This is a genomic window from Pseudomonas sp. MHK4, from assembly GCF_054600775.1.
On record NZ_BAAIAK010000008.1, the window covers coordinates 80364 to 94267 of the forward strand.

Genomic DNA, 13904 nt, shown 5'->3' on the forward strand with positions numbered 1-13904 from the left:
ATTACAGAACGTCCAGCAGCTCGACGTCGAATACCAGCACGCTGTGCGGCGGAATGCTGCCAACGCCTTGCGCGCCGTAGGCCAGTTCGCTCGGCACGTACAGACGCCATTTGCTGCCGGCATTCATCAGTTGCAGTGCTTCGGTCCAGCCAGCGATCACGCCGCCGACCGGGAATTCCGCAGGCTGGCCACGCTCGTAGGAGCTGTCGAACACGGTGCCGTCGATCAGGGTACCGTGGTAGTGGGTACGCACGGTGTCTTCACGGGATGGCTTGGCGCCTTCGCCAGCGGTCAGCACTTCGAACTGCAGGCCGGAAGCCAGGGTGGTGATGCCGTCACGCTTGGCGTTTTCAGCCAGGAAGGCCAGGCCTTCGCCAGCGGCCGCTTCAGCCTTGGCTGCAGCTTCGGCCTGCATGATTTCGCGAATAACCTTGAAGCTCGCGGACATTTCTTCCTGGCCAACACGACTTGGCTGACCGGCAAACGCGTCGGTAAGGCCTGCCAGGATCGCGTCCAGGCTAACGCCCGGCGGCGGGTTGTCGCGCAGCTGGTCGCCCAGCTGACGGCCAATGCCGTAGCTCACGCGGGTTTCGTCGGTGGACAGATTTACTTCGGACATGACACTGCTCCGCTGTGCGGACGTCCCGGATCAGGCCGTGCGTGCACAGCGCGTCCCGGAGCGCCCGAAACCAAAAGGGCCAGCAGACTAGCACAGTTGTCGTAGCGTTGATCAGAGGCGTCAGGCGATTGGCACCTTCAGGTTTTCCTCGATATCGGCCACCAACCCGCACATTTCGTCATGAACCACGGTATGCACCAGGTTGAAGTTCAATTTGGGAAAGGAACGCAGCACATCCCGGGCATGCTCCACGGAGCGCAGACTCATCATGTGGCCATGCGCATCGCTCAACGGATACGCCGCACCGTGCATCCGCGCTTCCAGCAGGTAGATACCCCCTTCCATCGAGATCAGGTTCAGCTCATCGACCTTCCCGGCGACGGCATAGGCATTCAACTCTTGCAGGTTCATGGACGCACCTCACACAGTGGCGAACCAGTACCTTTACAGGCATATGCCTCGGCGCCTCAAAGCACAAGCCATAAACGACGCCGCCCGTCTGTTTTGCAACAGACGGGCGGCGCGCGCGAGTCAGGACAGCCGTTGTTTAGTGCTTGGTCACTTTATCCAGGTAACCCATGGCAAACGCCGACACCACAAAGGTCATGTGGATGATGACATACCACTGCAAATGCTCGGGATCGACGTTCTTGGCGTCCATGAAGATACGCAACAGGTGGATGGACGAGATCGCCACGATCGACGCGGCCACCTTCATTTTCAGCGACGACGAGTCCATGGTGCCCAACCAGTTGAGCTTTTCCTTGTGGTCGTCGATGTCCAGTTGAGAAACGAAGTTCTCATAGCCGGAGATCATCACCATCACCAGCAAACCGCCTACCAGCGCCATGTCGATGAGCGACAGCAGCACCAGGATCAGGTCCGACTCGGCCATCGAAAAGACATTGGGGATGACGTGGAAGACTTCCTGGAAGAATTTCAGCGCCAGTGCCAACAGCCCCAGGGACAGACCGAAGTAGATCGGCGCCAGCAGCCAGCGCGAGGCGTACATTGCATTTTCGATAAAGCGTTCCATTGAATCTCACAGTAGGTCTGAAAATGGACGCGAGTATAACAGCCACTTGTCCATCCCCAGAAGCAGCCGGAAACCGTTGGGAAATCCGCAACCTGCGCGTGTGTGTCAAATTTTTTCTGCTAGTGTCCAAACCATTGAAAGCAAAATGACATCGGACAGGAAGACTGGAAAATGGACGGGCGATTGCCATTAACGAGTGCCGGAATTTGCCTGGCTCTGCTGCTCAGCGCCTGCTCGCCCAGCGACGAGAAGCGTCAGGTCAGCCTCGAGGAAAAGACGGCGCAATTCGAGAAGTCCCTGGACGCGATCGAGGACCCGAAACTCAAGGATGCGGTATCTGAGCTGGGTGGCTCGCTGTTATTGCTCGAGCGCGCACAACTCAAGCTCGACAGCAAACCCGTGGAAACCGAATACGGTGAAGACGCCCTCGCCGTGCTCAAGCACTACCCAACGCCACAGGCCCTGGTTGATACCTACATCAATGGGCTGTTCGTCCTGCACAAGGAATCCAGCTCCGACTACCTGACCGACCTGCAACCGGTGTTTCCCTTCAATTTCAGCATCCCGGCGGCGTTTCTGTTTCCCCACGGCCTGCAATGGCAGTCGGTCACCCTGAGCAACAAACGGGTCATCGCCTTCCAGCCGGAATGGTCGGAAACCGATCCCGGCATTCAGCTGAGCCCATCGAGCTCCAACCTGACCAACCCTGACGACCTGACCGTGACCTATCCGTTCATCGAAGGCCTGGACGTCGATATCAACAACCAGCCACAACCGGTGAGCCTGCAAGGCAAGGTGGAGGTTATTGCTCCGCGCCGCCTCTACAGCTTCGACTTGACGAAAAAGGATGTTGGCCAGACCCGCACCAACGACAACTTGAGCATCAGCCTGTTGAAACTGGCGGATAATTACGCCGAAATCGAGTTCAGCAACAGCGCGCCGCTCGCCCCCGAGATCGCTGAAACGCCGTTGAACCCGCTGATCGTCCAGGCCAGGGATACCACCGGGCAGTTTCTGTCGCGCTCAGGTTCGATCAACGAGACCGCCGCGCAAATTGCCTTCTACGAGAAGCAGCTGGCGAAGATGCAACAACAGAAGCTCTGGAGCGAATCACTGGAAAAACAGCTCAATGAAGAGCAGCGAACCTTCGAGAAACAACAGAAACGCCACTACTCCAAGGTGTATTTCAACGGCCCCATCGAAACCCTTGAGGTCAGCCTGCTGGATTTCTCCAGCGTTACCGTGACGCGCAAGGACTTGAACCTGCCGATACGCCGCTTCGACCGCCATACCACGGCGAAAACCATACAGCCGCTGAACTTGCCGGTCGTGGTCTATGACGACAACGCCGCGACCTGGCTCAAGGGCGCGACGTTGACAGAGGAACAGTTGAAACAAGGCGTCAGGATCAATCAATCGGTCGAGGACCCCAGCGCTGCACGCGTCGAGTTCACTCACTTGCGCACCTTCAATGACGAACTGCTCGGCACCTCGTTCAACCCTGGCGATAGCCCGGTCAGCTTCTTCACCGAAGACAGCAGCGGCAAGCGCGATGAGCCCATCGAATTGCCACCAGAGGCGTATGAGGTCGACCCCCTGCGCGGCACCATCACCTACGACCTGAACCTGTTTCCACAAACGCCTGCCTTCGTAGTCGGTTCCATCCCGCTGTTCCTGGCCAGCGTCGACAAGCAGACCGTCGATGCCCATCAATTGCCCAGGGGGCTTGAACTCAAGGGCAATGCACTGGTGGTGGATTCGAAGGTGTTTGCGGAGCAGGACTGGCGCTTTTTTGCCAAGGATGACAGCGGCAATTACCTGAAGGAAATTCTTGCGGTCAGCCATGACGCGAGCACAGAAGGCCCCGCGTTATTCTCCGTGCATTACTTCTACGGGCAACCCACGCGCCTGGAAACCTATCAACGAACTGACCTCGCCACCGTGCAATACGGTTTCGAGGTCAAGCTCGACAAGGCTGACATGTCCGGCCAGCCCCAGTAGCGCTGTCAGTGCTCGGGCCGGAACTCGAAACCACCCACGTTACGACAACGGCCACCGTTGATTTCCCGCAACTGGGCTTGCAGATGCAGGCACCAGATCTGCGGGTCGTCGGCCAGTTCATAGCCGTGCAGGGTCAGGCTTTCAACGATGGTATCGAGAATGGACTCGGCCACGAAAGGGCCATGAAACGGGCCTTGGGCTTTGATGGCTGAAGGTTGTTCGCCGGCCATTCCGGCGGCGAAGAGCAAGGTCCACATGCCCGTATCGCCAGCCAACGGCTTGATGGCGCATTCGATACGGGTCACAAGACCCAGGCATTGACGGGTGAGACAGAGGTTGCGCGACATGGCGGCGACCCTCGGTAGATCCGGTATTCAGCCTCCACGGGAAGGCTGTCTCGATCCAGTGATACTGTCGATATCCTTGAGCAGAGAATAGAGGAAAAGTCTGACTAGCACGTCAAGTAAGACCAGAAGGCGCCGAATGGTCACTGTGTGAATATTGGCGCCAGAGTGATGGCACTTTTCAGGATTTCACCGGATAAAAACTGTAGGAGCGAGCTTGCTCGCGAAGGCGGTCTTTACAGTCAACATCGCTGTTGTCTGGAAGGTCGCTATCGCGAGCAAGCTCGCTCCTACAGTGGATCGGTGTGAGCCTCAGGTTCAGGCCGGCTTGGCCTCCACCAGCGCCTCGACCGCCATTTCCTTTTCAGCCTCTTTCAGATCCTCCTCGCTGATCATCTCCGCGATCACCCGCAAGCGCTCCACCACCCGCGCGTTGACGCTGCCTTCAGGGAACTCGCCATTCTCATCGGGCTCGCCCGCCGGCTCGCCCACCAGCAGGCTCAGCGCCTCGTCGGCCTGGCGCACGGCATAGACGTGGAACTGACCGGCGCGCACCGCCGCCAGTACTTTCTCATCGAGCATCAACGTGGCGACGTTGGCGTGGGGAATGATCGCGCCCTGCTCGCCCGTCAGCCCGCGGGCCTCGCAGAGACGGAAGAAGCCTTCGATCTTCTCGTTGACGCCGCCCACGGCTTGCACTTCACCGAACTGGTTGATCGAGCCGGTAATCGCAAAACACTGCTTGAGCGGGGTTTTCGACAAGGCCGAGATCAGGGTGCACGCCTCGCCCAGGGAAGCACTGTCACCATCGACGTAGCCGTAGGACTGTTCCAGCGCGATGCTCGCGGAGATCGCCAGCGGAAACTCCTGGGCGTATCGGCTGCCCAGGTAACCGGTGAGAATCATCACTCCTTTGGAGTGGATCGGTTGACCGAGGTTGACCTCACGCTCGATGTCGACGATGCCGCTGCCGCCCGGGTACACCGTGGCGGAAATCCGCGCCGGCACCCCGAATGCCGAGTCGCCGACTTCCAGCACAGTCAGGCCGTTGCACTTGCCGACCGCCGCGCCCGCGGTGTCGATCAGGATGATCCCCGCCAGCATGTCATCGAGAATCCGCGCCGATACGCGTCCCGTGCGAGTGGCCTTGGCCTTGAGCGCGCGCTCGATGTGCCCGGCATCGGTCATTTCATCGCCGGCCAGGTGACGGATGAAGTCCGCCTCGCTGACCAGTTGGAACAGGTCGCCGATGCGCGCCGACAAGCGTCCCTGATGCTCGGCCAGACGCGCGCTGTAGGTCGCCAGGCGCGCCACCGCATCGGCAGTCAACGGCGCCATGCCTTCCTCGGAGGTACGGGTTTTAAGCAGCTGGGCGAACTGCTCCAGGCTCTCGTCGACCATCGGGATGTCCTCATCGAAATCCACCAGGACGCGAAACATTTCCTGGAAATCCGGATCGAGGTCTTGCAGCGTGTAGTAGAGCTGGCGGGCGCCGATGATGACGACCTTGACCTGCAATGGAATGTGCTGCGGCGTCAGGGTGACGGTGGCGAAACGGCCCATCTCGCCCAGTGGCGACTCCATTTTCAGTTTGCGCGATTGCAGCGCACGCTTCAGCGCATCCCACACGAACGGCTCGCTGAGCATTTTCTCCGCTTCAAGGATCAGGAAGCCGCCGTTGGCCCGGTGCAACGCACCCGGTCGCAATTGCCGATAGGTGGTGTAGAGCGCGCCTTGGTCGGTGCTGTATTCGATACGGCCGAACAGGTTTTCGTAGGTCGGATGCGGCTCGAACACGACAGGGGCACCACCACTGGCGGAATGCCCGACCACCAGGCTCGGCGCGTATTGCTCCTCCAGCAGCTTGCGGGCGACGGCATCGGTCTTGCTGTCGTCGACCAGTTGCTCGACCACGGTCTTGAGCAAATACACTTGCATCGCTTGCAGGTAACCGCACACCGCGGCGTTCTCGGCGTATTTCTCCGACAACGGCGACAACAATGGCTGCAGGGCCAGGGTAATGGTCTCTTCGTTGAGATGGCGCAGTTGATTGCTCGACTCGCGCTTCCATTGCGGCAGGCTGGCGAGCTCCTCGTTCAGGCGCTCTTCGAGGTTGGAAATATCCTCATGGAAGCGTTCGCGTTCGGCTTCCGGCAACTGGGCGAACTCCGCCTCGTCCAGTGCCTTGCCTTCGAGCATGGGAGTGAAGGCGATGTTGCTACTGTCGCGGTACAGCGCGACCTCTTTTTCCAGCGCCAGCCGCTCGATCACGTCCAGCGCCTTGTCATAGCGCTGGTTGAAGGCGCGGTCGATGGCGCTTTTTTTCTGCTGGTAGGACGGGTGCTCGAATACCGCCGGAAAGGTCGCCAGCAGGTTGTCGATCAAGCCGTTGATGTCACCGATGAAGGCACCGGCGGTGCCCGACGGCAACTCCAGGGCGCGCGGTTCGCGCGGCTCATCGAAGTTATTGACGTAGACCCAGTCCGCCGGGGTCTGCAGGCGCTTGCCTTCGGCCTTCAGGTAGCGTTTGACGAACGAGAAGCGACCGGTGCCAGGCTCGCCCATGACGAATACGTTGTAACCGGGGCGTGGCATGGCCACACCGAACTGCAAGGCTTCGACCGCGCGTTCCTGGCCAAGCACACCGCGAAAGGGCTCCAGATCATTGGTGGTAGAGAAGCTGAACTGTTCAGCGGAAAACGGACGGGTCAGCGCTTCAGGCGCTAGACGCAAGCTGGCAGCGACAGGATCAGGCATCGGGCTTCCTTAACAATCAGGCGGGGCAGATAGCGGCATTCTGGCGCTGCCCATACCCCACTTGCAAGGCGCGCCTCAAGGCAAAGCATAGACAAGCCATCAGCCCCAGGCGGGCCAGGGCCAAATCCATGTTTGCGTTGAATGTTTTGCAAAAAATCACGGAACCCCGGGATCGTGCCTAAACTCCAAACTGCGCGGCTGGACTAATAACCGGCCCAACTGGCATCAGATAGGCGCCAGCACCCTTGTCCATTGGTATGCACACAAAGAGAATTAAGCTATGAAACGGATTCTTCTCGGTACTCTCTTCACCGCTGTATCCATCAACGCCATGGCTCAGGCGCCAGGCGGCCCGGATTGCGGTTGGGGCAACATGCTGTTCGAAGGTCAGCGTGGCACCCCGGCTCACTTCCTGGCATCCACCACCAACGGCACTTCCGGCAACGCAACTTTCGGTATGACCTCCGGTACCAACGGTTGCTCGACCAACGCGTCGCTGACCTATGGCGGCAAATCCTGGTTTGCCATGAATGGCATGATGAACGAGCTGTCCGAAGACATGGCTAAAGGTCAGGGCGAAGCGCTGACCACCTACGCCGTGGTACTGGGCGTGGCGCCGGAAGACCGTGCGCACTTCGCCGCCGTCACTCACGAGCACTTCCAGCAGATCTTCAGCAAGGCTGACGTGACCGCGGAAGATGTGCATACCAACACCCTGGCCGTTCTGAAGAGCGATCCTCGTCTGGCCAAGTACGCCACTCAGGCATAAGCTCGACCGCACCCCGCTTCTTCCGGGAAGTGGGGTTTTATTTTTTTGACCCCGCCCTGCTTTGGGTCTTTGTTTCTTTCGACTTAAGTTGCCACTTATGCTCAAACGCCTTGCCTGGCTGGCGCTCTGTGTCTGCGCCCCGCTGTCCGCCGCGCCTCATATCGATCCTCAACGTTTGCAGCAACTGGCCAACGACCCCTTCTGGACCTCCCTGGGTCATTACGAAACCGCCAAGCTCGGCGGCTGGCGCAGCTATGTCAGCGACAAGAAATTCTTCCTCGCCGCCGATGGCAACGAACATCCGGACCATGAACTGGCGGCCACCGTGCAGGCGCTGTACGCCCCGGCCAGTGCGGGTGAACAGCATGCGCAGTGCGTCTACCCGGCACGCACCCGCTGGCTGAAAGCGCAGCTCAACCTGACCGACCTGCCGGCACTGGATTGCGCCGAGTTCAAACAATGGTTCAAGGACGTTTCACCTCACAGCGCAGTGATGATCTTCCCGGCGGCCTACCTGAACAGCCCGTCATCGATGTTTGGCCACACGCTGCTGCGCATCGATCAGGCCGATGTGCAAAGCGACAAGACCTCTCTGCTCAGTTACGCGATCAACTTCGGTGCCTACATCGAGGGCTCTGACAACAGCATCCTGTACGCCTGGAAAGGCTTGATGGGTGGCTATCCGGGACTGTTTGCGCTGGTGCCCTATCAAGAAAAACTCTCGGAGTACCGCAGCCTCGAGAACCGCGACTTGTGGGAGTACCGCCTGAACCTGACCCAGCAGGAAACGGCACGGATGGTCGAGCACGTCTGGGAGCTGAAACAGATTCAGTTCGACTATTTCTTCTTCGATGAAAACTGCTCCTATCGCCTGCTGGAACTGTTGCAAGTGGCGCGCCCGAGCCTGCGCCTGACCGAGCAATTCCCGCTGACTGCCATCCCCACTGACACCGTGAAGGCCGTGAAAGAAGCCGGGTTGGTGGAGTCCATCCAGTACCGCCCTTCCCGCGAGCGCGAACTGCTGAGCCGCGCCGAGCCCCTGAGCGACGAAGAACAGCAGTGGGTGCTGAAAGTCAGCGCCGACCAGAAGCAACTGCAAACACCTGAATTCAAGGCACAACCTCGCGCTCGCCAAGCGTTGATCATCGACGCGGCCTATCGACTGGAACGTTACCGCGCCAACGGTCAGGAACGTGATCCGCAACGGGCACAGCGCAGCTTCGAACTGCTGCGGGCGATCAACCAGAACCCCGCACCGGAGCTCGATATTGCGCAACCGGGGCTTCCGGAAGATGGCCACGAATCCCGCACTTGGCAAGCCGGCCTTGGCACCCGCGGCGACCGTGCCTTTGGCGAGTACGGCCTGCGCATGGCTTATCACGACCTCAACGACAACGCCGAAAGCTTCCCGCTCGGCGCGCAGATCGAAATCCTCCAACTGAAACTGCGCCAATACGAAAGTAATGACTGGCAAGTACAGCAACTGGACCTGGCGACGATTCGCTCCCTGACCCCGCGCAACGAGTTGCTGCAACCGCTGTCGTGGCAGGTCACCGGCGGCCTGGAGCGGGTGCCGGGCAAGCATGACGATGAAACCCTGGTCAGCCACGTCAATGGCGGCGGCGGTGGAACCTGGCAACTGGCCGACGACACCCTCGGTTTTGCCCTGGGCACCGTGCGCGTGGAGCACAACAATGACTTCGCCGAATTCATCTCTCCGGCGGCGGGTTTCAACACGGGCCTTTTGTGGAAAAACCCGCTGGGCAATCTGAGCCTGGAGGCCAAAGGCGACTTCTTCACCAACGGTGAAGTGCGCCGTAGCCTGAGCCTGAACCAGCAGTGGGAACTGTCGCGCAACCTCGGTCTGCGCCTGACTGCCCAACGCGAATTCAGCCACCTGGCCACGCCTGAGAATGAAGTGATGCTTGAGGTGAAGTGGTATCACTATTGAAAGATCGCAGGCTGCGATCTTTTGATCTTTCTTTCACACCCCGCTGACGAACCCACATCTAGACTTTCCCCACAGGCCGTATTGCGGCCCGGGAGTCCGAGATGTGGCGTCGCACAGCGGTATTGGGTTTGTTGATGTTGATTGCAGGTTGCCAGACAACCCACCAGGATCTGATCGCCAAGGGTTATCCACCGGCATTCGCCGACGGCTTCGATGATGGGTGCAGCAGTGGCCGCCAGGCCGCTGGTGCCATTACTGGCGAATTTCGTAAAAACGTACCGCGTTACCTCAAGGACAAAAACTACGCCGAAGGCTGGAGCGATGGCTTTCGCCAGTGTCAGGCCATGCGCGAGAACGAGGACCGTGAACGCTACAGCAACAGCCACTCCAACGAACGGGACCAGGACTGGCAGCGACAGAAGGACCAGGACGCCGCCCGAGCCTATCGCTCGCCATGAGTCGCTTCCAGACATCCAGTGAAACCAAATGCCTGCGAGCATGGCCAAAACCCTAATACGGGAGAAAACCATGAGCCGGGCATTCGTCAATGAAGATAACGCTGCTGCGCAAGCCGATCAGCCGGTCGAGCGGCAAGTCAGCACGCAGCCCAACTATGTCACGCCGCACGGCCTGAGCCAGTTGCAGGACAAAGTCGCCGAGTTGCAAGCCCTGCATGCCGGGCAAGCAGCCAAGGGCGATCAGGCGGACAAGCAGCGCCTGGCCGATCTCGAACGTGATTTGCGCTACTTCAAGCAGCGACTGGGCAGCGCCCAGGTGGTGCCCCCAGCCACTTCGACGGAGAAAGTGCAGATCGGCAGTTGGGTGACTTACGTCGATGAATCTGACACCGAACACCGAGTGCAACTGGTGGGCGAAGATCAGGCCGATGCAGCCCATGGCCTGATCAATTGGAGCTCGCCGCTGGGTCGGGCATTGCTGGGCGCGCAACGGCACGATGAAGTGCTCTGGCAACGCCCCGCTGGCAATCAGCTGATAGAAGTGGTCCGCATCGAACCGGCTTAAACCACGCCCTGGGCGAGCATGGCGTCGGCAACCTTGACGAAACCGGCGATGTTCGCGCCCTTGACGTAGTTGACCTGACCGTTTTCTTCCCCGTAATGCACGCAAGCGTGGTGGATCGACTGCATGATCGCGTGCAGTTTGCTGTCCACTTCACCACCGGTCCAGAGCAGGCGCATGGCGTTCTGCGACATCTCCAGGCCGCTGACTGCCACCCCACCGGCATTCGACGCTTTGCCCGGCGCAAACAGGATGCCTGCTTCGATGAACAGATCCACGGCGTCGAGGGTGGTCGGCATGTTCGCGCCTTCCGCCACACAGATGCAGCCGTTGCGCAGCAACGCACGTGCCGCATCGGCATCCAGTTCGTTCTGCGTGGCGCACGGCAGCGCGATGTCGCAGCTCAGCCCCCAAGGGTGCTGGCCCGCCAGGAACTCCAGGCCAAAGCGACCGGCCAGTTCGCTGATGCGTCCGCGCTGGACGTTTTTCAGCTCCAGCACCGCCTGCCACTGCGCTTCGGTCAGGCCGCTTTCGCAGTACAGCGTGCCTTCGGAGTCGGACAGCGAAATCACTTTGCCGCCCAGGTCCATGACCTTGCGCGCAGCGTATTGCGCAACGTTGCCGGAACCGGAGATCGCCACGCGCTTGCCTTCGACGGTTTCACCGCGACGCTTGAGCATTTCTTCAGCGAAGTACACGCAACCGAAACCAGTGGCCTCCGGCCGAATCAGGCTGCCGCCGTAGCTCGGGCCTTTGCCGGTCAGGACGCTGGTGAACTGGTTGCTCAGGCGCTTGTACTGGCCGAACAGGAAGCCGATCTCACGGGCACCGACGCCGATGTCACCGGCCGGCACGTCGACATCGGCACCGATGTGGCGGTACAGCTCGCTCATGAAGGCCTGGCAGAAACGCATGACTTCCGCGTCGCTCTTACCTTTCGGGTCGAAGTCCGAGCCACCCTTGCCACCGCCCATCGGCAACGACGTCAGCGAGTTCTTGAAGGTTTGCTCGAAGGCGAGGAACTTCAAGACACCCAGGTTCACCGACGGATGGAAGCGCAGACCGCCCTTGTACGGGCCGATGGCGCTGTTCATCTGGATACGGAAACCGCGATTGACCTGCACCTTGCCGTGATCGTCGACCCAGGACACGCGGAACACCACGGCCCGCTCAGGCTCGCAGATGCGCTCAAGAATGCCGGAGGTCAGATAGTGTGGATTGGCTTCCAGGAAGGGCCACAGGCTACGCAGCACCTCTTCGACGGCCTGATGGAATTCAGGCTGGTCCGGGTCACGTTTTTTCAGGCGGGCAAGGAAGGAGTCGACGGATTCGATCATGGAAAAGTCTCGGCAAATTTATTGTCGTTGGAAGAATTGAGCCGGACTTTAACAAACCAATCGCGCACAGGAACAGCGCAGAATGTCGCATTTGTGAAATTAAATGGTGCACAGGATATAAATTATTCGTTTATTCGGGCTGTATTGCACCTAAACAGGGATTCACATATCAGTTTTTGCACCATCAGTTAGCCCGTCAAGGTCCGGACACCGCTGAACCTGTAGGAGCTGGCTTGCCAGCGATGAATTCCCCGCGGGCGCCAGAAAATCCGCAAAAAAAGAACGGAGCCCGAAGGCTCCGCTTTTTATCCAACCAACCCGAATCAGGCCAGTTTCTTGTGGCGTACCCGGTGCGGCTGGGCAGCGGCTTCGCCAAGACGCTTTTTGCGATCGGCTTCGTACTCGGTGTAGTTACCTTCGAAGAACACTGCTTGCGAGTCGTCTTCGTACGCCAGGATGTGAGTCGCGACGCGGTCAAGGAACCACCGATCGTGGGAGATCACAATGGCGGCGCCCGGGAAGTCCAGCAGAGCTTCTTCCAGGGAACGCAGGGTTTCAACGTCGAGGTCGTTGGACGGTTCGTCGAGCAGCAGGACGTTGCCGCCTTCTTTCAGGGTCAGGGCCAGGTGCAAGCGACCACGCTCACCACCGGACAGGTCCTTGACGAACTTCTGCTGGTCGCCGCCCTTGAAGTTGAAGCGCCCCACGTAAGTGCGCGACGGGATCTCGTAGTTACCGATGCGGATCTGGTCGGAACCGTCGGAGATCTGCTGGAACACGGTCTTGCTGCCGTCCAGGTCTTCGCGGCTCTGGTCGACGCAGGCCAGCTGCACGGTTTCGCCGACTTCGATGCTGCCCGAATCCGGTTGCTCCTTGCCCATCAGCATGCGGAACAGGGTCGATTTACCGGCACCGTTACCGCCGATCACGCCGACGATGGCGCCTTTCGGCATCGAGAACGACAGGTTGTCGATCAATACGCGATCGCCGTAGCCCTTGGTGACGTTCTTGAACTCGATGACCTTATCGCCCAGGCGTGGACCGGCCGGGATGTAGATCTCGTTGGTTTCGCTGCGCTTCTGGAATTCCTGCGATTGCATTTCTTCGAAGCGTTGCAGACGTGCCTTGGATTTCGACTGGCGAGCCTTGGCGCCTTTGCGCACCCACTCCAGTTCTTCCTTCATGGCTTTTTCGTGGGCCGACTGCTGCTTGGATTCGGCAGCCAGACGATCGGACTTGGCTTCCAGCCAACCCGAATAGTTGCCCTCGTAAGGAATGCCCGCGCCGCGGTCGAGTTCCAGGATCCAGCCAGCAACGTTGTCCAGGAAGTAACGGTCGTGCGTGATCGCGACCACGGTGCCCGGGAAGTCGTGCAGGAAGTGCTCCAGCCACGCAACGGAATCGGCGTCCAGGTGGTTGGTCGGTTCGTCGAGCAGCAGCATGTCCGGAGCGGACAGCAGCAGGCGGCACAGGGCCACACGACGTTTTTCACCACCGGAGAGAACTTCAACCTTGGCATCCCAGGCCGGCAGGCGCAGCGCATCGGCGGCGACTTCCAGTTGGCGCTCCAGGTTATGACCGTCGCTGGCTTGCAGGATGGCTTCGAGCTTGGCCTGTTCCGCTGCCAACTTGTCGAAGTCGGCATCCGGATCGGCGTAGGCCGCGTAGACCTCGTCCAGGCGCGCCTGGGCGTCCTTGATCACGCTGACCGCTTCCTCGACCACTTCACGCACGGTCTTGGTGGGGTCCAGTTGTGGTTCCTGTGGCAGGTAGCCGATGTTCAGGTCCGGCATCGGACGGGCTTCACCGTCGAACTCGGTGTCGACGCCAGCCATGATTTTCAGCAGGGTGGACTTACCTGAACCATTGAGGCCGAGCACGCCGATCTTGGCGCCCGGGAAGAACGACAGGGAGATGTTTTTCAGGATTTCCCGCTTCGGCGGAACAACTTTGCCCAGCCGATGCATGGTGAATACGTATTGAGCCATGGAGAACCTTGGGTCAGTGACTGATGAATGAATAGGGTGCAGGCGATGCCTGGCCAGGCCGTGCGTGGCGTCCGCTTGAATT

The 13904-nt window shown here is 59.7% G+C and carries 12 protein-coding genes; 5 read left to right on the forward strand and 7 right to left on the reverse strand.

Features of this window, described 5'->3' with window-relative positions; translation table 11 throughout:
• Position 1 precedes the first annotated feature (1 nt).
• The 3 genes from ACYP2Q_RS20270 to ACYP2Q_RS20280 all read right to left on the reverse strand — a co-directional run bounded on the left by ACYP2Q_RS20270 (position 2) and on the right by ACYP2Q_RS20280 (position 1655).
• A complete protein-coding gene (locus tag ACYP2Q_RS20270) occupies positions 2 to 619 on the reverse strand; it encodes an FKBP-type peptidyl-prolyl cis-trans isomerase (protein WP_137804297.1) in 618 nt (205 codons plus the stop codon).
• A gap of 120 nt (positions 620 to 739) precedes the next feature.
• Positions 740 to 1030, reverse strand: a complete 291-nt coding sequence (locus ACYP2Q_RS20275; RefSeq protein ID WP_459732163.1) for a DUF6482 family protein — start codon at positions 1028 to 1030, stop codon at positions 740 to 742.
• A gap of 136 nt (positions 1031 to 1166) precedes the next feature.
• Entirely contained in the window at positions 1167 to 1655 is a 489-nt protein-coding gene (locus tag ACYP2Q_RS20280) for a TIGR00645 family protein (protein ID WP_459732164.1), read from the reverse strand.
• A 171-nt stretch (positions 1656 to 1826) separates the two neighbouring features.
• Here ACYP2Q_RS20280 and ACYP2Q_RS20285 point away from each other — a divergent pair, with 171 nt between their 5' ends.
• Positions 1827 to 3656 (forward strand): hypothetical protein, encoded by a 1830-nt coding sequence (locus ACYP2Q_RS20285; RefSeq protein WP_459732165.1) that lies wholly within the window; start codon positions 1827 to 1829, stop codon positions 3654 to 3656.
• Between the two features lie 5 nt (positions 3657 to 3661).
• Here ACYP2Q_RS20285 and ACYP2Q_RS20290 read toward each other — a convergent pair whose 3' ends face one another.
• Entirely contained in the window at positions 3662 to 4003 is a 342-nt protein-coding gene (locus ACYP2Q_RS20290; protein ID WP_046815727.1) for a PA4575 family protein, read from the reverse strand.
• 315 nt (positions 4004 to 4318) lie between these two features.
• Entirely contained in the window at positions 4319 to 6757 is a 2439-nt protein-coding gene (locus tag ACYP2Q_RS20295) for a Lon protease family protein (RefSeq protein WP_459732166.1), read from the reverse strand.
• 280 nt (positions 6758 to 7037) lie between these two features.
• Here ACYP2Q_RS20295 and ACYP2Q_RS20300 point away from each other — a divergent pair, with 280 nt between their 5' ends.
• The 4 genes from ACYP2Q_RS20300 (at position 7038) to ACYP2Q_RS20315 (ending at position 10500) form a co-directional block, all read left to right on the forward strand.
• Complete coding sequence (locus ACYP2Q_RS20300; protein WP_020798660.1) at positions 7038 to 7526, forward strand: DUF3015 domain-containing protein; 489 nt, start codon at positions 7038 to 7040, stop codon at positions 7524 to 7526.
• Between the two features lie 97 nt (positions 7527 to 7623).
• Entirely contained in the window at positions 7624 to 9477 is a 1854-nt protein-coding gene (locus ACYP2Q_RS20305) for an Lnb N-terminal periplasmic domain-containing protein (RefSeq protein ID WP_459732167.1), read from the forward strand.
• Positions 9478 to 9578: 101 nt separating this feature from the next.
• Positions 9579 to 9935 (forward strand): hypothetical protein, encoded by a 357-nt coding sequence (locus ACYP2Q_RS20310; RefSeq protein WP_459732168.1) that lies wholly within the window; start codon positions 9579 to 9581, stop codon positions 9933 to 9935.
• Between the two features lie 70 nt (positions 9936 to 10005).
• Positions 10006 to 10500 carry a GreA/GreB family elongation factor gene (locus ACYP2Q_RS20315; protein WP_459732169.1) on the forward strand — a complete coding sequence of 165 codons (495 nt, stop codon included), beginning with the start codon at positions 10006 to 10008 and terminating at the stop codon, positions 10498 to 10500.
• Here the strand turns inward: ACYP2Q_RS20315 and gdhA are convergent.
• Together gdhA and ettA are read right to left on the reverse strand one after the other, a co-directional pair.
• Positions 10497 to 11834 (reverse strand): NADP-specific glutamate dehydrogenase, encoded by a 1338-nt coding sequence (gdhA, locus tag ACYP2Q_RS20320; protein ID WP_459732170.1) that lies wholly within the window; start codon positions 11832 to 11834, stop codon positions 10497 to 10499. The two genes, ACYP2Q_RS20315 and gdhA, sit on opposite strands and share 4 nt — an antisense overlap.
• A gap of 323 nt (positions 11835 to 12157) precedes the next feature.
• Entirely contained in the window at positions 12158 to 13822 is a 1665-nt protein-coding gene (ettA, locus tag ACYP2Q_RS20325) for an energy-dependent translational throttle protein EttA (protein ID WP_459732171.1), read from the reverse strand.
• Positions 13823 to 13904: the final 82 nt, after the last annotated feature.

Bases quoted from the DNA above. Each gene is read 5' to 3' on its own strand.
- ACYP2Q_RS20280 (WP_459732164.1), bottom strand. From the start codon at position 1,655: ATGGAACGCTTTATCGAAAATGCAATGTACGCCTCGCGCTGGCTGCTG.
- ACYP2Q_RS20315 (WP_459732169.1), top strand. From the start codon at position 10,006: ATGAGCCGGGCATTCGTCAATGAAGATAACGCTGCTGCGCAAGCCGAT.
- ettA (WP_459732171.1), bottom strand. From the start codon at position 13,822: ATGGCTCAATACGTATTCACCATGCATCGGCTGGGCAAAGTTGTTCCG.
- ACYP2Q_RS20290 (WP_046815727.1), bottom strand. From the start codon at position 4,003: ATGTCGCGCAACCTCTGTCTCACCCGTCAATGCCTGGGTCTTGTGACC.
- ACYP2Q_RS20305 (WP_459732167.1), top strand. From the start codon at position 7,624: ATGCTCAAACGCCTTGCCTGGCTGGCGCTCTGTGTCTGCGCCCCGCTG.
- ACYP2Q_RS20310 (WP_459732168.1), top strand. From the start codon at position 9,579: ATGTGGCGTCGCACAGCGGTATTGGGTTTGTTGATGTTGATTGCAGGT.
- ACYP2Q_RS20285 (WP_459732165.1), top strand. From the start codon at position 1,827: ATGGACGGGCGATTGCCATTAACGAGTGCCGGAATTTGCCTGGCTCTG.
- ACYP2Q_RS20275 (WP_459732163.1), bottom strand. From the start codon at position 1,030: ATGAACCTGCAAGAGTTGAATGCCTATGCCGTCGCCGGGAAGGTCGAT.
- ACYP2Q_RS20295 (WP_459732166.1), bottom strand. From the start codon at position 6,757: ATGCCTGATCCTGTCGCTGCCAGCTTGCGTCTAGCGCCTGAAGCGCTG.
- gdhA (WP_459732170.1), bottom strand. From the start codon at position 11,834: ATGATCGAATCCGTCGACTCCTTCCTTGCCCGCCTGAAAAAACGTGAC.
- ACYP2Q_RS20300 (WP_020798660.1), top strand. From the start codon at position 7,038: ATGAAACGGATTCTTCTCGGTACTCTCTTCACCGCTGTATCCATCAAC.
- ACYP2Q_RS20270 (WP_137804297.1), bottom strand. From the start codon at position 619: ATGTCCGAAGTAAATCTGTCCACCGACGAAACCCGCGTGAGCTACGGC.